The 20,453-nt window shown below is 30.5% G+C and carries 21 protein-coding genes and 1 other annotated feature; all 21 genes read left to right on the top strand.

All coding sequences use genetic code 11. The annotated features are described in order from the left end of the window. Window positions 1-125 precede the first annotated feature (125 nt). The 21 genes from FAY47_RS02325 to FAY47_RS02425 all read left to right on the top strand — a co-directional run bounded on the left by FAY47_RS02325 (window position 126) and on the right by FAY47_RS02425 (window position 20,300). Window positions 126-554 (top strand): 6-carboxytetrahydropterin synthase, encoded by a 429-nt coding sequence (locus tag FAY47_RS02325; protein WP_143314807.1) that lies wholly within the window; start codon window positions 126-128, stop codon window positions 552-554. Window positions 555-556: 2 nt separating this feature from the next. Next, window positions 557-1,219, top strand: a complete 663-nt coding sequence (gene queE / locus FAY47_RS02330; RefSeq protein ID WP_143314808.1) for a putative 7-carboxy-7-deazaguanine synthase QueE — start codon at window positions 557-559, stop codon at window positions 1,217-1,219. 2 nt (window positions 1,220-1,221) lie between these two features. Then, window positions 1,222-1,815 (top strand): GTP cyclohydrolase I FolE, encoded by a 594-nt coding sequence (gene folE, locus FAY47_RS02335; RefSeq protein ID WP_143314809.1) that lies wholly within the window; start codon window positions 1,222-1,224, stop codon window positions 1,813-1,815. 12 nt (window positions 1,816-1,827) lie between these two features. Beyond that, complete coding sequence (gene queC, locus FAY47_RS02340) at window positions 1,828-2,487, top strand: 7-cyano-7-deazaguanine synthase QueC (RefSeq protein WP_143314810.1); 660 nt, start codon at window positions 1,828-1,830, stop codon at window positions 2,485-2,487. Beyond that, window positions 2,487-2,984 carry a preQ(1) synthase gene (gene queF, locus FAY47_RS02345; RefSeq protein WP_143314811.1) on the top strand — a complete coding sequence of 166 codons (498 nt, stop codon included), beginning with the start codon at window positions 2,487-2,489 and terminating at the stop codon, window positions 2,982-2,984. The genes queC and queF overlap by 1 nt, the downstream gene beginning before the upstream one ends. 118 nt (window positions 2,985-3,102) lie before the next feature. Then, a complete protein-coding gene (locus tag FAY47_RS02350) occupies window positions 3,103-3,606 on the top strand; it encodes a PRC-barrel domain-containing protein (protein ID WP_143314812.1) in 504 nt (167 codons plus the stop codon). Then, entirely contained in the window at window positions 3,584-4,615 is a 1,032-nt protein-coding gene (locus FAY47_RS02355) for an AI-2E family transporter (RefSeq protein ID WP_143314813.1), read from the top strand. The genes FAY47_RS02350 and FAY47_RS02355 overlap by 23 nt, the downstream gene beginning before the upstream one ends. Window positions 4,616-4,698: 83 nt before the next feature. Further along, window positions 4,699-4,870 (top strand) — a binding site (T-box leader). A gap of 50 nt (window positions 4,871-4,920) precedes the next feature. Continuing rightward, the gene (gene alaS, locus FAY47_RS02360; RefSeq protein ID WP_143314814.1) at window positions 4,921-7,560 is read left to right on the top strand and encodes an alanine--tRNA ligase; all 2,640 of its coding nucleotides are present in this window, start codon (window positions 4,921-4,923) and stop codon (window positions 7,558-7,560) included. Between the two features lie 129 nt (window positions 7,561-7,689). Continuing rightward, window positions 7,690-7,947 carry an IreB family regulatory phosphoprotein gene (locus tag FAY47_RS02365; protein WP_143314815.1) on the top strand — a complete coding sequence of 86 codons (258 nt, stop codon included), beginning with the start codon at window positions 7,690-7,692 and terminating at the stop codon, window positions 7,945-7,947. Between the two features lie 57 nt (window positions 7,948-8,004). Beyond that, a complete protein-coding gene (gene ruvX, locus FAY47_RS02370; protein WP_143314816.1) occupies window positions 8,005-8,424 on the top strand; it encodes a Holliday junction resolvase RuvX in 420 nt (139 codons plus the stop codon). 79 nt (window positions 8,425-8,503) lie between these two features. Beyond that, on the top strand, window positions 8,504-8,773 hold the full coding sequence (locus FAY47_RS02375; protein ID WP_143314817.1) for a DUF1292 domain-containing protein: 270 nt from the start codon (window positions 8,504-8,506) through the stop codon (window positions 8,771-8,773). 21 nt (window positions 8,774-8,794) lie between these two features. Next, window positions 8,795-9,256: a Fur family transcriptional regulator gene (locus FAY47_RS02380; protein ID WP_143314818.1), complete on the top strand. Its 462-nt coding sequence runs from the start codon at window positions 8,795-8,797 to the stop codon at window positions 9,254-9,256. Window positions 9,257-9,320: 64 nt separating this feature from the next. Next, window positions 9,321-10,988 carry a ribonuclease J gene (locus FAY47_RS02385; RefSeq protein ID WP_143314819.1) on the top strand — a complete coding sequence of 556 codons (1,668 nt, stop codon included), beginning with the start codon at window positions 9,321-9,323 and terminating at the stop codon, window positions 10,986-10,988. A gap of 135 nt (window positions 10,989-11,123) precedes the next feature. After that, window positions 11,124-12,950: a translational GTPase TypA gene (gene typA, locus FAY47_RS02390; RefSeq protein WP_143314820.1), complete on the top strand. Its 1,827-nt coding sequence runs from the start codon at window positions 11,124-11,126 to the stop codon at window positions 12,948-12,950. Window positions 12,951-13,073: 123 nt separating this feature from the next. Continuing rightward, on the top strand, window positions 13,074-14,105 hold the full coding sequence (mltG, locus tag FAY47_RS02395; protein WP_143314821.1) for an endolytic transglycosylase MltG: 1,032 nt from the start codon (window positions 13,074-13,076) through the stop codon (window positions 14,103-14,105). 13 nt (window positions 14,106-14,118) lie between these two features. Further along, window positions 14,119-14,763 (top strand): O-methyltransferase, encoded by a 645-nt coding sequence (locus tag FAY47_RS02400; RefSeq protein WP_143314822.1) that lies wholly within the window; start codon window positions 14,119-14,121, stop codon window positions 14,761-14,763. 4 nt (window positions 14,764-14,767) lie between these two features. Then, on the top strand, window positions 14,768-16,012 hold the full coding sequence (locus FAY47_RS02405; RefSeq protein WP_243129519.1) for a U32 family peptidase: 1,245 nt from the start codon (window positions 14,768-14,770) through the stop codon (window positions 16,010-16,012). A gap of 20 nt (window positions 16,013-16,032) precedes the next feature. Next, window positions 16,033-16,650: a uridine kinase gene (udk, locus tag FAY47_RS02410; protein WP_143314823.1), complete on the top strand. Its 618-nt coding sequence runs from the start codon at window positions 16,033-16,035 to the stop codon at window positions 16,648-16,650. A 47-nt stretch (window positions 16,651-16,697) separates the two neighbouring features. Next, on the top strand, window positions 16,698-18,305 hold the full coding sequence (locus FAY47_RS02415) for a penicillin-binding transpeptidase domain-containing protein (protein WP_243129520.1): 1,608 nt from the start codon (window positions 16,698-16,700) through the stop codon (window positions 18,303-18,305). 134 nt (window positions 18,306-18,439) lie between these two features. Beyond that, window positions 18,440-19,138: an RNA polymerase sporulation sigma factor SigK gene (sigK, locus tag FAY47_RS02420; RefSeq protein WP_143314824.1), complete on the top strand. Its 699-nt coding sequence runs from the start codon at window positions 18,440-18,442 to the stop codon at window positions 19,136-19,138. 106 nt (window positions 19,139-19,244) lie between these two features. Beyond that, entirely contained in the window at window positions 19,245-20,300 is a 1,056-nt protein-coding gene (locus FAY47_RS02425; protein ID WP_143314825.1) for a type IV pilus twitching motility protein PilT, read from the top strand. Window positions 20,301-20,453: the final 153 nt, after the last annotated feature.

Here is a 20,453-nt window from a genome sequence, read left to right on the forward strand (position 1 = left end):
GGCGAACATACTCAGTGAGTGAATACGAGTCGAGTTTTCTTTTAGTTTATTTTAAGATGTCTATTTAGCATTTTAAAATAAACTTTTTTTATTTTTAAGTAATTTATTATGAATGGAGAGAAACAATGTTTACTATAAAAAGTGAAGTTCAATTTGATATGGCACATTATTTAAGTGGATATGAAGGGAAATGTTCAAATATTCATGGACATAGATATAGATTAATAGTTAAGCTAAAATCTGAAACATTACATAAAGAAGGTCAATTAAGAGGTATGGTTGACGATTTTTCAAATTTCAAATTAGCCTTAAAGGAAATTGAAGAAACTTTTGATCATAAATTAATCATAGAAAATAATGAAGAAGGTATTAAACTAATTAATAGTTTGAAAGATTTACCTATGGAATTTCAGATATATAAAGTTGAATATAGACCTACAGCAGAAGAAATGTCTAGGGATATATTCAATAGGTTAAAGAAAAAAGGACTGGCTGTCTGTGAAGTTGAGTTGTTTGAAACACCAAATAATAGTTGTATATATACGGAGGAATAAATATGTTTAATGTTGTTGAAAAATTTTTGTCTATAGATGGAGAAGGACCAACTTCAGGTGAACTTGCAACATTTATAAGATTTCAAGGTTGTAATTTAAGATGCTCCTGGTGCGATACAAAATATTCATGGGAGAAAGAAAGTTCAAATGAGAAGTTAAGTGCTAAAGAAATATATGACTATATAAAAGCTATGGGAAGTAGGAATGTTACATTAACAGGTGGAGAACCATTAATTCAACCTGGCATAGAAGAACTGCTGAAAATTTTAAATTGTGATAATACATTAAAGGTTCATATAGAAACGAATGGAGCAATAGATATTAAGCCTTTTAAAGATAAATATGAAAATTTAATATTTATAGTTGATTATAAACTTCCGCTTAGCAAAATGAGTGAATTTATGAATTTGGATAATTTCAAATCAGTTGGAGAAAAAGATGTATATAAGTTTGTAGTTGGAAGCAATGAAGATTTAAATACGGCTTATAAGCTTATAAATGAATATGAACTAGTTTCAAAATGCTTAGTTTATTTAAGTCCTGTGCTAGGAAAAATAGAGCTAGAAGAAATAGTTGACTTTATTAAAGAAAAAAAATTAAACTATGTGAGACTACAAGTCCAGTTACATAAAATCGTATGGGATAAAGAAAAGAGGGGAGTATAGGTATGGCGAAAAATATAGATACTAAAAAGATTCAAGAATGTATTAGAGAAATTTTAATAGCTTTGGGAGATGATCCTAATAGAGAAGGTCTTATAGATACACCTAAGAGAGTTGCAAAGATGTATGAAGAAGTATTTGAAGGAATGAATTATTCCAACGAAGAAATAGCTGAAATGTTTGGGACAACTTTTGAAGAAGAGGAGTATGGAGGTGAAAATCACAAAAATCTTGTTGTAGTAAGGGATATAAAGATCCATAGTTATTGTGAACATCATCTAGCTCTTATGTATAATATGAATGTTACTGTAGTTTATAGGCCAAAAGAGAAAATAATAGGTTTAAGTAAAATTGCTAGAATTGCAGATATGGTTGGTAGGAGATTACAATTACAAGAACGTATTGGAAAAGATATAGCTGAAATAATATCTATTGTAACTAAGAGCGATGATATTGGAGTGCTAATTACTGGTGAGCATAGTTGTATGACATCACGTGGAATAAAAAAACCAGGAACGTTAACTACTACAACGACTTTTACTGGTGAATTTGAAAAGAATGATATATTAAGGCAAGAAGCCTTGCTTATTATGAAATAGGAGTGGATTTTAATGAATAAAAAAGCTGTAGTTGTTTTTAGTGGAGGACAGGACTCTACGACATGTTTGTTTTGGGCACTTAAAGAATTTGATGAAGTAATTGCTGTAACTTTTAATTATAATCAAAAACATAAGAAGGAAATAGAATGTGCAACTGAAATTGCAAAGGAGTTAGGAGTAGAACATCATATTTTAGATATGGAACTTCTTAACCAATTAGCACCTAATGCTCTTACTAGAGATGATATAAAAATAGAGGCTGGCAAAGATGGAGGATTACCATCAACATTCGTAGAAGGAAGAAATATGCTGTTCTTAACTTTTGCAGCTGTTCTAGCAAAAGTTAAAGGAGCTAGACATATAATAACTGGAGTTTGTGAAACGGATTTTAGCGGGTATCCTGATTGCAGAGATGTATTTATAAAATCTCTAAATGTTACATTAAACTTAGCTATGGATTATGAGTTTGTACTTCATACACCTTTGATGTGGATAGATAAAGCACAAACTTGGGAAATGGCAGATAGTTTTGGCAAGCTAGACTATGTAAGAAATAAAACTCTTACTTGTTACAACGGAATTGTTGGAGATGGATGTGGAGAATGTCCTGCGTGTCTTCTAAGAAGAAGAGGACTTGAACAATATTTAAAGAGTAAAGAGGGGAATAAATAATGAGCGGAAGAAAAAAAGATGAATTAGATGGAATAACACTTTTGGGGAATCAAGGAACAAAATATAATTATAGTTATGATCCAAATGTGTTAGAAATTTTTGATAACAAACATCCAGATAATGATTATTTTGTGAAATTTAATTGTCCAGAATTTACAAGCCTTTGTCCAATCACAGGTCAACCTGATTTTGCTACTATTTATATTAGTTACATGCCAGGACCAAAGATGGTTGAAAGTAAATCTTTAAAATTATATTTATTCAGTTTCAGAAATCATGGGGATTTTCATGAAGATTGTATGAACATAATTATGAAAGATTTGATAAAATTAATCGAGCCAAAATATATTGAAGTGTGGGGAAAGTTTACTCCAAGAGGTGGGATAAGTATTGATCCATATTGCAATTATGGTATGAAAGGTACTAAATATGAAAAGATGGCAGAACATAGAATGATGAATCATGATCTTTACCCAGAAAAGGTAGATAACAGATAGGTAAATTTTATATTATAAATCAAATTGATGAACAGGTGATATAATCACCTGTTTTTTTAGAATAAATTAGTAGATTAGTGGGAGACTAACATAAAGGTGATTTTTAGGAGGTTTTCCAATGTTTCGAAGTAAAGATTTATATATGAAAAACATTTATGACTCCAATGGAAAAAAGTTAGGCATATCGAAGTCGATTTATATTGATTTTTATAGGGGACAGGTGATAGGAATAGGATTTAATAATTATAAAATGAAGGGAAAGAGAAATTATGTTGATGTAAATGATATAATTTTATTGGAAGACAATGATATTTTAGTAAAAAGTGTTGGTAAGGGAAGTGGACTAAAATTTTCTGATATAAAGGATTTGGAAGTAATAGATAAGCTAGGTAATAGCAAAGGTATAGTAGAAGATATACTTATAGAGAAAGAAAGTTATAAAATTAAAGGATTAATTGTGAGTCCTGGCATTATAGATAGAATATTAAGGGGAAAAGAAGTAATTCTTATTAATAATTCTGTACTTGGAGAAGATTATATTCTATATTTAGGGGAACCTAATATAGTTTTTAAAAATATTCCTCATGAGATAAATAAAAATGGATACGTTAAAAAGGCATAAAAAGTTATTTTGGAGCTTAATATTCATATTTATAAGTACTTTTTCAATTTTTTTCTATATATTTAGTTATGCATTTAAAGAAACAATAAATATTATTTTAATATCCTATTTAATTGCATATATTTTAGTTCCTATTAGAAATTTTATTAATGAAAGAACAAAAGTGAAAAACAGCATAATTTCTATTGTTTTAATTTTATTTTTGATAACTATTTTTGTGATATCATTAATATTATTGATTCCTTCTATTTTTAGAGAAATTAATAATTTAGGACCAGTTATAAAAAGAATAACTATGCTTATAGAAGAAAAGTTAGAGAATTCTAGGTATTTTAATTCGACTTTTGTTAAGTTTATATATGAAGAAAGCAAAGTTAAGATTGGAGAATTTTTGAATTTCCTATCAAGGGAATCTATTGAGTATATAATTTCTATAAGTGAACATATATTATCTATGGCTGTTGTTCCGGTGGTTACTTATTATTTTTTAAAAGAAAATAAAGAGATTAATGCTAAGTTTTTAAATTTAGTTCCACTAAAAAAAAGAAGAGTAACTAAGAAAATAATATCTGATATTAATAGACTTTTAAGTAGATATATTGGTAGTCAATTGGTTTTGTCTGCTATTGTAGGAGGAATAACCTTTTTTGTATTGATAGCTTTAAAAGTGAAATTTTCAATAGGGCTTTCAATATTAAATGGTATCTTGAATATTATTCCATACTTTGGACCTATTTTTGGAGCTGCTCCAATAGTTTTTATAGCATTATTAGACTCACCTACAAAAGGACTATGGACAGGGATTGCTTTATTGATACTTCAGCAGATTGAAGGGAATATATTATCACCTAAAATAACAGGAGATAGTATAAATATTCATCCTTTAATGATAATTATATTACTAATCATAGGAGAAAACTTTGGTGGGTTTATTGGAATGCTAGTAGCAGTACCCATAGGAGTCATAATCAAAGTTATTTGGGAAGATATTAATTACTATATATTTTAAAAGTATATTTTAAAAGTTTTTGATAAGAATATAAAAATATTGACAGATGTTAAAACTTAAAATATAATTTAGAAGAAAATGAATATTAAGTGATGATTAGGATTAGTAGATATATCATTGGTATTAAGAGAGAAAGTGGTTGGTGAAAACTTTTTACAATATATTTCGAAGCTACCTAGGAGCTATATAGTATCTAAGAGATGTATTTTTTACATAATTAGGGTGGTACCGCGGAAGTATGCTTTCGTCCCTTTGCTGGGGATGAGGGCTTTTTTTATTTATTATGATCTAATGGAGGAATAAAAATGAAGAAGATAGGAACTAATGATCTAAGAGAAGAGTTTTTAAAATTCTTTGAAGGTAAAGAACATTTAAGAATGAAAAGTTTTTCTCTTGTTCCCAAAAATGATAAGAGTTTATTATTAATAAATGCAGGTATGGCACCATTGAAGCCATATTTTACAGGGCTACAAGAACCACCAAAAAGAAGGGTTACTACATGTCAAAAGTGTATAAGAACTGGTGATATTGAGAATGTTGGAAAAACTTCAAGGCATGGAACATTCTTTGAGATGCTAGGAAACTTCTCTTTTGGCGATTACTTTAAGGAAGAAATAATTCCTTGGGCATGGGAGTTTATTACAGAAGTTTTGGGAATTTCCAAAGATAAGCTATATGTGACAATATATCTAGAGGATGATGAGGCTTTTGAAATTTGGAAGAATAAAACTGATGTAGATGTTGATAGAATCTTTAGATTAGGAAAAGATGATAATTTCTGGGAAATCGGAGTGGGACCATGTGGACCATGTACAGAAATTCACTACGATAGAGGAGATGGCACAATAAGAAATGTAGATGACTTCTTAAAGGCTGCCGATGAAGATAGAGTAGTTGAATTTTGGAATTTAGTATTTACTCAATTTGATAAAGATGAGGATGGAAATTACAACAAATTGGATCATCCTAATATAGATACTGGAATGGGACTTGAAAGAATTGCAACAATAATGCAAGGTGTTGACAATATATTTGAAATAGATACTGTTAAAAATATTTTAGCAAAGGTATCTAGTTTATCAGGGGTTAAATATGGAGAAGATAAAGATAAGGATGTTTCACTTAGAATAATAACCGACCACGTTAAAGGTGTAACTATGCTTATTTCTGATGGAGTTGGCCCAAGTAATGAAGGTAGAGGATATGTTCTTAGAAGACTACTTAGAAGAGCTGCAAGACATGGAAGACTTCTTGGAATTAAAGGATTATTCTTAACAGAAATAGTAGATGAAGTAGTTAAAAACTATGGAGGTGCTTATCCAGAACTTAAAGAAAATCAGGAATACATTGAAAAAATAGTGTCATTAGAAGAGGAAAGATTTAATGAGACTATAGATTCTGGTATGAATATACTTTTAGGTTATATTGATGAATTAATAAAAGATGGTAAGGATACTTTAGCTGGAGATAAAGCATTTAAGTTATATGATACATTTGGTTTTCCTTATGAATTAACAGAAGAAATTTGTGATGAAAAAGGATTAAAAGTTGATAAAGAAAACTTTGAGAAAGAAATGGAAGATCAAAGAACAAGAGCTAGAAATGCAAGAGGTGAATCTTCTTATATGGGTAGTGAAGAATTAGCTATAAATAAGATAGATGCATCTGTTTCAAGTGAATTTGTTGGATATAAGTCACTTGAAGTTACTAGCAAAGTGATGGTTTTAGCCAATGAAACAGAATTTGTAAAAAGTTTATCTGCTGGGGAAGAAGGATTTATCCTAACTGATAAAACTCCATTTTATGCTGAAATGGGGGGGCAAGTAGGAGATAATGGTGTTATTTTAGGTAAGGGCTTAGTTGCTGAAGTATATAATACTAAGAAGAATGTTGGTGGAAAAACTATACATTATGTAAGAGTTCAAGAAGGTATTATAAGCGAAGGTGATGAAGTTACTCTTAAGGTAGATAAGTTAAGAAGAAATAATATAAGTAGGAATCACACTGCAACGCATATGCTACAAGAAGCATTAAAAGAAGTTATTGGCGAGCATGTGAATCAAGCTGGATCTTATGTTGACGATGAAAGACTAAGATTTGACTTTACACATTTCCAAGGCTTATCATTGGATGAATTAGATAAGGTAGAAGCTTTAGTAAATGAAAAAATCATGGAGGTTTATTCAGTTGAAACTAATCTTATGACTTTAGAAGAAGCAAAAGAGAGTGGAGCAATGGCTTTATTTGATGACAAATATGGAGATAAGGTAAGAGTTGTATCAGTAGGAGAGTTTTCTAAAGAATTATGTGGTGGAACTCATGTAGGTAACGCTGGAGAAATAGGGCTATTTAGGATAATTGGAGAAAGTGGGGTTGCAGCTGGTACTAGAAGAATAGAAGCAGTAACAGGATTTAATGCAATTAAGTTTATAGAAGAAAAGCAAAATATATTAAAGGATGCATGTCATGCCTTAAAATGTAATGATAAAGATATAGTAAACAAGATAATGGCACAAAATTCAGAAATTAAGGAAAAAGAAAAAGAAATTGCTGAATTAAAGAGTAAGCTAACAAGTGGTATCGAAGAGGAGATATTAAAGTCTGCTAAAGTTATAAATGATATAAAGGTAATTTCATATTCTTTAGAGAATGTTGATGGAAATGCGCTTAGAGATTTAGCTGATAAGATTAGAAATAAGATGGGTACAGGAGTTGTTGTTTTAGTTAGCAATACTTCAGAAAAGGTTAATTTAGTCTCTATGGCAACTAAGGATTGCACAAATTTAGGTGTTCATTGTGGTAAAATAATTAAGGAAGTTGCTTCAATAGTTGGAGGAAGCGGTGGCGGTAGACCTGATATGGCTCAAGCTGGCGGAAAGAATCCTGAAAAGGTAAATGAAGCAGTGGAAAAGGTTTTTGAAATACTTAAATCTTTAGCAAAATAGTGTACATTTAGAAAAATGTAGAGTATAATTGTATTAGTATAAAGGAATATCATAAGGGTATACTAAAGGTAACAGTTGGATTCCTTAACAATTTGTAAGGGGGTGAGCTGCAAAGTTTGCAGCAGAATTATGAGTAACAATATAGAACAAACAATGCAATTTGATGTATCTAAAAATAAAGAAGCGTTAACAAAAGCAATATTAACAGAGGTCTATGATTCTTTACAGAAGAAAGGATATAATCCTATAAATCAACTTGTTGGATATCTAATTTCTGGAGACCCTACTTACATTACAAATTATAACGGAGCAAGAGCTTTAGTACGGAAACTCGAAAGAGATGAAATCCTTGAAGAAGTAATAAAATCTTATTTAGAGATAAAATAAAGGGTGCCCGTTAAATATCGGGCACCTTTAAATATGTTAAAGTACAGGAGTACAAGTATGAGAATATTAGGATTAGATGTAGGTCAAAAAACAATTGGAGTGGCTATTTCAGATCCTTTGGGATTTACAGCACAAGGTATTACAACAATAAGAAGGCAAAATAAAGTTAAGGATATTGAGATGCTTAAAAAGATATGCAATGAGTACGAAGTTGAGACTATAGTAATAGGACTTCCTAAAAATATGAACGGATCTATTGGGTTTGCAGGAGAAAAAATAATTGAATTTTCTGAATTGATAAAGAGTGAAATAGAATTAAAAATAGAGTTTTGGGATGAAAGACTTACAACTGTTGCAGCTCACCGAGCAATGTTAGAAGCAGATATGTCTAGAGGAAAAAGGAAAAAGATAGTAGATAAGATTGCGGCTACGTATATACTTCAAGGTTATTTAGATAGAATAGCTAACATGAGGTAATAATTTTATTAACTGAAAATTATTATTGACAATGTGAGCATATAGTCATTAAAATGATTACAAAAGGAGATAAAAATAAATGGTTAAAGAATTGGAATTTATTTACCTGTTAAATGAAGAGGGTAAAGAAGAAAAAATGAAAGTTATTACATTCTTCAAAATTGAAGATTTAAATACAGAATATGTTGTTGTTACTCCAGCGGGTGTGGATGCTGATGAAGCGTATGTCTTAAAATATATAAAAGATGAAGATGGAAATGAAAGTTATATAACTATAGAAGATGAGAAAGAGTTTGATTTAGTTGCAGAAACATATGAATTATTAATGCAAGAGGATATAGAAGAGTAATTAAAAAGAGAGGTGTTGTTAATGAGTAAGGTTATCGATATAGACTACAATGTTTTAAAAGAGGAACTAAAGAAAAAAGGATATAAGTTAACTCCTCAAAGAAGAGCTATTGTAGATACTATAGTAGATAGTGAGGGCAAGCATTTAACAGCAGAAGAAATTTATGATGAAGTTAAAAAGAATTGCCCAGAAATAGGTTTGGCTACAGTATATAGAACGATTTTATTACTTGAGGAGATAGGTGTAGTTAGTAGACTGCATTTAAATGATGGATGTAGTAGATATGAATTAGTTCATAGTGATGAAACTCATAGGCATCACCATCTTGTATGTAATATTTGTAATAGAGTTATAGAAGTTGAAGATGATCTTTTAGAAAAACTTGAAGCTAAAATTGAGAGTAGTTATGATTTCAAGATAGTTGATCATTCTGTTAAGTTCTATGGAATCTGTAGTGAATGTCAGAAAAAATTAGATGAATAAAAGGATATCTTAATTTAAGTGAGAGTTCCTTTGTTTATATAAAAATTAAATAAGGAGGGGAAATATGAGAACAGAAAGAGCGAAGGTTAAGATAATACCTCTTGGAGGCTTGAGTGAAATCGGTAAAAACCTAACAGCTATTGAGTTTAAGGATGATATAGTAGTAATAGACTGTGGCCTTAGATTCCCAGACGAAGATATGTTTGGAATAGATGTGGTAATTCCCGACGTCTCATACCTAATTAAGAATCAAGAGAAAATTAGAGGTATTTTTTTAACTCACGGACATGAGGACCATATTGGTGCATTACCTTATGTACTTAAGCAATTAAATGTTCCTGTATATGGTACTAAGTTGACTCTTGGAATTGTTGAGACAAAGCTTAGAGAACACGGGTTATTAGGATCAACTGAACTTATAAGAGTTAAGCCAAGGGATATTATTAAGTTAAATGTCGTTTCTGTTGAATTTATTAAAACCAGTCATTCTATTGCAGATTCAGTTGCAATTGCAATTCACACACCTTTAGGTGTAATCCTACACACTGGAGATTTTAAAATTGATTACACACCAATTGATGGCGAGTTAACTGATTTTGCAAGATTTGCAGAGCTAGGGAAAAAAGGTGTGTTAGTTATGCTTGCAGATTCTACAAATGTAGAGAGAACTGGATATACTATGTCAGAAAGAACGGTTGGAGAAAGTTTTTTAAGAATTTTCAATAAGGCATCAGGAAGAATAATTGTTGCAACTTTTGCATCAAATGTTCATAGAATTCAACAAATCATTGATGCAGCAGAGAAATATGGAAGAAAAGTTGCTGTATCGGGAAGAAGTATGGAAAATATAGTTCAAGTAGCTATGGAACTTGGATATTTAGAAATGGAAGAGGGAACATTAATATCAATTGACCAAATTTCAAAATATTCAAATGATCAAGTTGTATTAATCACCACAGGTAGCCAAGGTGAGCCTATGTCTGCGCTAGCAAGGATGGCAGCATCAGAGCATAAAAAGATAAATGTGATTGAAGGCGACACTGTAATAATTTCTGCATCACCAATACCAGGAAATGAAAAATTTGTTTCTAGAGTGATCAATCAATTATTTAAAAAAGGTGCAGAAGTTATTTATGAATCCTTGGCAGAAGTTCATGTGTCTGGGCATGCTTGTCAAGAAGAGTTAAAACTAATGCAAACATTGGTTAAACCAAGATTCTTCATACCAGTTCATGGGGAATATAGACATTTAAAGCAACATGCGGAGTTAGCTTGTAAATTAGGTTTACCAGATAGAAATTTTGTAATAGCTGAAAATGGCGATGTAATTGAAGTTACGAGAAACTACATTAAAAAGAGCGGTACTGTAACATCAGGGCAAGTTTTTGTAGATGGATTAGGTGTAGGTGATGTAGGACATATTGTTTTAAGGGATAGAAAACATTTATCTCAGGATGGTATTCTTACTGTTGTAGTTACAATAGAAAGGGATACTGGAACTGTAATAGCTGGTCCAGATATTATTTCTAGAGGCTTTGTATATGTAAGAGAATCTGAAGGACTTATGGAGGAAGCTCGAGAAATAGTTAAGAATGTTCTTAGGGAATGTGAACAAAAGAAGATTACTGACTGGGCAACTTTAAAAGCTAATATGAGAGATGAATTAAGAGAATTCTTATACGAAAAAACAAAGAGAAAGCCTATGATTTTACCAATTATAATGGAAATATAATATATTGACTTTTTTCGTATATAAGTTTAAAATAAAAATGTTGTTGAAAATTGGATACGATAGTATCCAATTTTATTTTGGAAAAAATTATTTATAGGTTTACATAAAGAGAAACCAAATTTATGGAGGTAAATAATGGATTTAATTAAAAGAGAAGATATCAGAAATATAGCTATTATAGCTCACGTTGACCATGGTAAGACAACACTAGTTGATGCCTTATTAAGACAAAGTAATATTTTTAGATCAAACGAAAAAGTAGAAGAAAGAGTAATGGACTCTAATGATTTAGAAAAAGAGAGAGGAATTACAATCTTATCTAAAAATACAGCTGTAATGCATGATGGTGTAAAGATAAATATAATAGATACTCCAGGGCATGCTGATTTTGGTGGAGAAGTTGAACGTGTACTTAAAATGGTTGATTCAGTTTTACTTGTAGTTGACTCTTACGAAGGACCAATGCCTCAAACTAAATTCGTATTAAAGAAAGCTTTAGAATTAGGATTAGAACCAATTGTTGTTATAAATAAAATTGATAAATCAGATGCAAGACCTGAAGAGGTTATAGATGAAGTGTTTGAATTATTTATTGAACTAGGAGCTAATGACGAACAATTAGATTTCCCAATAATATATGCATCAGCTAGAAATGGATTTGCTAGATATAACGTTGAGGATACAAATGAAGATATGCAACCTTTATTCGAGACAATATTAAAAAATGTAGATTGTCCAGAAGGTTATGTTGATGCTCCATTACAAATGCTTGTTTCTACATTAGATTCAAATGCATTCGTAGGGAAAATAGCTATAGGGAAGATTCATAGAGGTAAGGTTAAGAAAAATCAAACTGTAACACTTATCAGCAATGATGGATCAACAAAAAATTATAAAGTAACAAATTTATTTACATATAACGGATTAAAGAGAGAAGAAACTGAAGAAGCATCATTTGGTGATATAGTGGCATTAAGTGGTGTTACTGAAGCAAATATTGGGGATACAATTGCAGATTCAAATGAGCCAGAAGCATTACCATTTGTTCATATAGATGAACCTACATTAAGCATGAACTTTATGGTTAATGATTCACCACTTGCAGGACAAGAAGGAGAATTTATAACTTCAAGACATTTAAGAGATAGGCTTATGCAAGAGTTAGAAACAAACGTAAGTTTAAGAGTTAGAGAAATAACTCCAGATTGCTACGAAGTTTCAGGTAGAGGTGAATTACACCTATCTATATTAATTGAAACTATGAGAAGAGAAGGGTATGAATTCCAAGTATCAAAGGCAAATGTTATTTTCAAAGAAGAAAATGGTAAGAAACTAGAGCCAATAGAATATTTAACAATTGATGTTCCTGAAGAATTTATGGGACCTGTAATGGAAAAGCTTGGACCAAGAAAAGCAGAAATGGTTAATATGACATCAGCTGTAAATGGTTATTCAAGACTTGAATTTAAGGTGCCAGCTAGAGGTCTAATAGGATTTAGAAATGAATTCATGACAGATACAAAGGGTAATGGAATTATGAACCATGTATTTGATAGTTATGGTCCATATAAAGGAGAAATTCCTACAAGAAGCAGAGGATCAATAGTTTCTTTTGAAGCTGGAGATGCAATTGCATATGGATTATTTAATGCACAAGAAAGAGGATCGTTATTTATAGGAGCAGGTACTGCTGTTTATGAAGGTATGATTGTAGGTGTGTGTGGTAGAGCGGAAGATATTGATATAAATGTATGTAAGGGTAAGAAACTTACAAATACAAGATCATCAGGCGCAGATGAAGCTGTTAAACTTGTACCTCCAATAGTAATGTCTCTTGAAAATTCACTTGAATTTATTAATAATGATGAGTTAGTTGAGGTAACTCCATTGAACATAAGAATGAGAAAGAAAGTTTTAAATAGTGGAGATAGAAGAAGACTTATAAGTAGAAATAAAAAGTAATTTATTTATTTTTGTAGTATTAAGTTGGTATAAGTATATTTACACTTTATAAACTCTATAAATAGTATTATAATTAAGTAAATAGCCGAAAAGGCTATTTACTTTTGTATATAGGGGGATTTTATGAAGAAAAATACTATCAAGATAAAGTTTAGTAGAATTATTACAATCATAATTGCTATTTTATTAGGTGGAGCATATTATTATAACAGTATAGTGAGTAGACCATTAAAATCAAACAATGACACCATAGAAATAAATGTTGGTGAAGGAGAAGCTTTTAATTCTATTTTAGATAAGCTAGATAAAGAAGGAAATTTGCGAAATAAGTTTATAGTTAAATTGAGTTTGAAGATATCATATAAAACTATTAGTTTATTTCCAGGTGAATATGAAATAAAAAAAGATAGTTCATTAGAAGAATTGATTAAATCTCTAGAAGCAGAGGATTCAAGTAAAAATCAAGTAGCTATTTCTATTCCAGAAGGTTATTCTATAGAAAGTATTGCTAATAGGTTTGAAGAAAATGGATTGTTTTCAAAAGATGAATTTTTAAATGAAGCTAAACAATATGAAGTACCCAAGTTTGTGAAAGCAGATAAGAATAAAAAGTATAATTTAGAGGGGTATCTATATCCTGATACATACTTTTTTGATAAAGGGGTAACTCCAAAAGAAGTTATTAATACTATGTTAAATAATTTTCAGGTTAAGATGAAGGAAATTTCAGATGAAACTGGAAAAACAATAGATGATAATGAAATAGAAACTATAATAACGAAGGCATCACTTGTTGAAAAAGAAGCTGTATTAGATGATGAGAGACCTAAGGTGGCTTCTGTTATTGAAAATAGATTGAAAAAAGGGATGAAATTAGAATTTTGTTCAACAGTTAATTATGTTGTAGGATATGATAAGAAGGTAGTGCTTACAAATTCGGATATAAGTGTTGAATCACCTTATAATACATACAAATATGGTGGCTTACCAATAGGACCCATTGCAAGTCCAGGCAAAGAATCTATTTTGGCAGTGCTAAATCCTGAAAGTACAAATTATTTATACTTTCTATCGTTAAGGGGACAAGGCGGAAAGCAATATTTTTCTGAATCGGAAAAAGAACATAATGATATGAAAAAGAAACAAGGTTATTAATTAGGAGGAAAGTATGAGCGGAATTACTTATGATTATATGGAAGAATATATTAGAGGACTCATTCCAGATAAACAAGGTATATTAAAGGATATAGAAAATTTTGCTGTAGAAAATGGTGTGCCTATAGTACAAAAAGAAACTGGTAAATTTCTCGAATTTATGGTTAGCATTAAAAAGCCTTTGAGAATTCTTGAACTTGGAACAGCAATTGGCTTTTCTTCTATTCTTATGTATGAAGCAGCAGGTACAAATCCTGATATTGTTACTATTGAAAGAGATGAAAAGATGATTGAATTAGCTAGACTAAATTTAGAAAAGTTCAATCTACAAGAGAAGATAGAAATAAAAGAAGGCGATTGTTTAGAAGTCTTAGAGAATTTAGATGAGCCTTTTGATTTGATCTTTATGGATGCAGGTAAAGGGCATTATAATCATTTTTTGCCTCATTGCTTGAGATTACTTAAAAAGGATGGTATTATAATTGCTGATAATGTGCTTTTTAGGGGAATGATAGCTTCGAATGATTTGGTAAAAAGAAGAAAGATAACAATAGTAAAAAGAATGCGTACATATTTAGATATGGTATCAAATGATAAAGATTTGATCACATCTGTAATACCAATGGGAGATGGTATTGCAGTGACAAAGAGGAGGTAAAAAAGTGAAAAATAGAATTAAACCTGAAATTTTAGCACCAGCAGGAAGTTTGGAAAAATTAAAAATAGCAATAGATTTTGGAGCAGACGCTGTTTACTTAGGTGGTGGAAAACTTAATTTAAGAGCATTTTCTAATAATTTTACCAATGAAGAAATAGCAGAAGGTGTAAAATATTGCCACGATAGAGGAAGAAAAGTATATGCAGTTGTTAATGTTTTTGCGAGAAATTATGATCTAAATGGTGTTGAAGAATATATAAAAGGTCTTGAAGAATTGGGTATAGATGCAATTCTTGCAGGTGATCCGGCCATAATAGTAGCTGCTAAAAAGGCAGCACCTAATTTAGAAATTCATTTAAGTACTCAAGCAAATACTGTAAACTGGATGGCTGCAAAATTTTGGTATGATCAAGGAGTAAAGAGAATTGTTCTTGCAAGAGAACTTACTTTCAATGAAATTAAAGGATTTAAAGAAAACCTACCAGAGGATTGTGAACTGGAAGCTTTTGTTCATGGGTCAATGTGCATAGCTTATTCAGGAAGATGTTTAATATCAAATTATATGCTAGGTAGGGATGCTAACAAAGGTATATGTTCAAATGCCTGCAGATATAAATATGCTTTGGTAGAGGAAACTAGACCGGGAGAATATTATCCTGTTGTGGAAGATGAAGATGGAACATATATAATGAATTCTAAAGATTTATGTATGATAAAACATATACCAGAACTTGTAGAAAGTGGAATACATTCTTTGAAAATTGAAGGAAGAATGAAAAGTGAATTCTATGTTGCATCTGCTGTGAAAGCTTATAGAGAAGCAGTTGACTCCTATTTTGAAAATCCAGAAGGATATGAGTTTAAAGAGGAATGGATGCATATACTTAACAGAGTTAGTCATAGACAGTATCATACTGGATTCTTCTTTGGTAGAAATGGTGAACAGAATTATGATGTATCTTCATACATAAGAAATTATGATATAGTTGGAATAGTAAAATCATATGATCCAGAAACAAAAGTTGCAACTATATTACAAAAGAATAGGGTATTTAAAGATGATTGTGTTGAAGTTTTAAGAGCTCGTACACCTGATTTTAATGTAACATTAATGGATATGTTTGATGTTGAAAAAAATGTAGATACAGATGTGGCTAATAGGGCGCAAATGATATTCACAGCAAAGGTAGATAAGCCATTAAAAGAAAATGATATGTTGATTAAAGGAAAAAAAGTATTGAGTCTTTAAGGATACAAGGAGGATAATTAATGAATAAACCTATATTAATAGGAATTACTGGAGGATCTGGCTCGGGTAAAAGTACTATAGCAAATGAAATTTTTGAAAGTTTTGGTGGGGAAAAGATTGTGATGATGCAACAAGATGCGTATTATAAAGATCAAAGTCACCTTAGCATGGAAGAAAGGGTTAAGACAAACTATGATCATCCTAAGGCATTTGATAATACTCTTTTAGTAGAACACTTAAAGACATTATCAAAAGGGGAATCTATAGAAAAACCAATATATGATTTCACTATACATACAAGATCTAGGGAAACTATACCTGTTGAACCTAAGGAAATTATTATAGTTGAAGGTATACTTATTTTAGAAGATAAGAGAATTAGAGATCTTTTAGATATAAAAGTATATGTGGATACTGATGCTGATGTTAGAATAATAAGAAGACTTCTTAGAGATATGGAAGAAAGAGGAAGAACTATTGACTCAGTAGTAAATCAATATCTTACAGTGGTAAGACCTATGCATTTTCAATTTACAGAACCGACAAAGAGATTTGCAGATATTATTATTCCCGAAGGTGGACATAATAAAGTTGCTATAGATATTCTTGTAACCAAGATGAAAGATATACTTAATTAGTTGAATAAAACACTTTCACTCTGTCTAAAATTTATGATAGAGGGAAGGTGTTTTTTATTTTTATTCCAAGATATGATTCAAGAATAAGATTAACATTATATATATTTACGGTCTTGTTAATGGCTCTAACCGTTAGGCTTTTCTATCTTCAAGTTTTTCCGTCTGAAGAGGTTCTAGGAAATTATCAATCTCTTCAGTCAGAGAAAATAAGCGATTCAGAGTATAGGCTTTTAGATACTAATGGAAAGGATTTGTTAAGGTATAATAAAAAATATGTATTAGTAATAGATAAGAAGCCATTTAGTTTAAATAATTATGAAGAAACTCTAGAAGATTTGATGGCATTAAATTTTATAATGAAAGGTGAAGATGAAAATTTTAATTATACAGACGTTATGAAGTCAAGTGGGAAATTATATTATAACATTTCAGAAGATGCATATAAGAAAATTAATGAACTTGAAAATATAAAAGGAATTTATACTTATGTTTATGATGAAACGGATAAAAAAGAAGCGTGGAAAATAAGTAGTATTTTAAGTCAAATACCTGAAAAAGATAAGGTAATAGAAGATTCCATGGAAGAGCATATATATAATTTAACTTCAAAAAATCAGGAGCCTCAAAAGGAATTTTCTTTAAACGATAGATATATTTATTCAAAAGATAAACAGGTTTTGGTAGATAAAAATACTAACATTAAATTGACAATTAATAAAGATATAGAGGAAAAAATTAGAGAAATTCTTGAGAGGAAAGAGTTCGATAGCTTAAAAAATGTCGGAGTAACAATAATGGAATCAGATACAGGAAAAATAAGAGCTATGGTACAAAAAGATGAGACTCAAGCTAATGTTAATCTTTCTATAGAAGGAGTTGGATATGAACCTGGATCCGTGTTTAAATTAATTACATTAGGAGCGGCTCTAGATAAAGGAGAAGTAACGCTCAGTGATGTATATACATGTAAGGGAGCTATATGTAAAACGCCTCATGGAAGTTTAGCATTAGAAGATGCTTTGGTTAAATCATGTAATGATTGTATTGCAAAAGTTGGAACGGAAATTGGATATGATACAATTATTGAATACTCAAAGAAGATGGGGTTATTTTCAAGAGTACTTGGAATACAAGGGGATGGAAGGAATGAAGCAGTTGGAGAAATACCAAAAGAAGAGGCAGGAGTTAATAATATATCAATAGGTCAGTGTTTAACTGTTTCACCACTTCAAATATTAGGGGCGGCAAATACTATTGTAAATAATGGTGTATATATAAAACCATTTATTATAGAAAGTACTGTTGATAGTGATGATAATATAATAGAAGATTTTAAAACTCAACAGTATAGAGTATTTAGTGAAACAACAAGTAAGTTAATGAAAAAGGCTATGATGCAAGTTGTGTTAAGAGGTACGGGTGTAAATGCAAAAGTGGATGGGATTACAATCGGTGGGAAAACAGGATCGGCAACTAGTGGTGATAAAAATACTCATGGATGGTTTACTGGTTTCTTCACAATAAAGAATAAAACATATACAATGACAGTTTTTACGCCTAATATAGAGGGTAAAGGAGGTGCTGGGGAGGAGCTAGGAGGAGGAAATACGGCAGCACCAATATTTAGAGAAATAGTTAAGTCATTAAATTCATAAACTAAGTAACTTAAGGTAGTATTCTGTCAACAAAATGAGAAAAACTAAATAAGATTTTAATAATTTGAGATATTTAGTCAATAAATACTCCTATTCTGAATAGTATAGTAATAAGCATGGATAGGAGGAGTAAGATGTTTTTAATAACTAATGTTTTAGATCTTATATCTAGCTCCCTATTATTAACAGGTTACATCAATGGTAATAATACATTTCCATTACCTTTAGATGAAAAAGAAGAAGAAGTGTATTTGAAAAAGTTAAAAGAAGGAGATAAGAGAGCAAAGAGTGTACTTATAGAAAGAAATTTAAGGTTAGTTGCTCATATAGTAAAAAAATATTCTTTTCCTAATAAAGATGTTGATGAACTTATCTCGATTGGAACAGTAGGACTAATAAAGGCTATTGATTCTTTCGATATTGGAAAAGGAACTAGACTTGCAACCTATGCATCAAGATGCATAGAAAATGAAATATTAATGCTTTTTAGAAATAATAAGAAACAAAAAAGTGAGGTATATTTACAGGATCCTATAGGAGTTGATAAAGAAGGAAATGAAATTTGTTTAATTGATGTGTTAAGTAGTGAAAAGGATTCAGTAATAGATAAAGTTGAAAGTAATCTGCAGATAAAAGCATTGTATAATAAGATGTTTGAAATTTTAAGTAAAAGAGAATGCAATATTATTATGATGAGATATGGGCTGGAAGATGGCAGATGTAGAACTCAAAGAGAAATTGCAAGCTTGCTTAATATTTCTCGATCTTATGTATCAAGGATTGAAAAAAAAGCATTAAAAAAATTAGAAAAGGCGCTTTATACCAAGCTCTAAGAAAATAGCTAAATTCTTCTAACAACTTGGAGGAATTTAGTTTTTTTCATAGAATAAGTATTTTGTTGTGTAAAAAATATTAAAAAATGGATAGGAGTGGATAAAAATGCGTTCTATCAAAGAGCTGTTATTAAAAACAGTAGAACTTAAAGCGTCTGATTTACACCTTACAGTAGGAATTCCGCCTACAGTAAGAATTAATGGTGTGCTAGTAAAAATGGAAGGAGATAATTTGACTGTTTCTGATGTGAAAGGATTTGCTAAGGAAATTTTAGCAGATAATTTTGCTAAATATAGTGAAATTGGAGAATACGATATTTCATATGCATTAGAAGGTGTTGGTAGATTTAGGGTAAATGTTTTTAAGCAAAGAAATAGTGATGCAATAGCTTTAAGGGTAATTACAATGGAAATTCCTACATTAGATCAGTTAAATCATCCTAAGATAATAAAAGAGTTAACAACCAAAAATAGAGGGCTGGTACTTGTAACAGGACCTACTGGAAGCGGTAAATCAACAACACTAGCTGCAATGATAAATGAAATAAACAATTCAAGACAAGCTCATATAATTACTTTGGAAGACCCAATAGAGTATTTGCATAGACATAATAAGTGTATTGTCAATCAGAGAGAGATAGGAAATGATAGTAAAAGTTATAGTAATGCATTAAGAGCAATTCTTAGAGAAGATCCAGATGTAATTCTAGTAGGAGAAATGAGAGATTTTGAAACTATAAGTATAGCTATAACAGCTGCTGAGACAGGACACTTAGTGTTTTCCACACTTCATACCATTGGTGCAGCAAAAACAATTGATAGAATTATTGATGTTTTTCCACCTAATCAGCAACAACAAGTTAAGGTACAGTTAGCAGCTGTATTACAAGGAATAATTTCTCAGCAGTTGTTACCAAAACAAGATGAAAAAGGAAGAGTTGCTGCTTTGGAAATAATGACAATTACTCCTGGAATACAAAATTTAATTAGAGAGGGTAAAACTCATCAAATTGAATCAACAATTCAAACAGGTAATAGATATGGCATGAAAACAATGGATATGTCATTGGCAGAATTATATAGGAGTGGAGTAATTTCAAGTGAAGTGGCAATGAACTTTGCGGTAGAAAGAGAAGTGCTGCAGAGAATGGTGATTATGTAATAGAGAACCATAAATTCCTATAGAAATTTCCTTATAATTTCTGTAGGAATTTTAGCTTGTAAATGATAAAATCAAAATTATAGAATTTTAAAGGATTTTGTAATTTTATGTTGAATATGATATATAGCTTAACTAGCAAGGAGGAATCATATG

It is taken from the genome of Clostridium sp. HBUAS56017 (assembly GCF_007115085.1).
Taxonomy (GTDB): Bacteria; Bacillota; Clostridia; order Clostridiales; family Clostridiaceae; genus Clostridium; species Clostridium cibarium.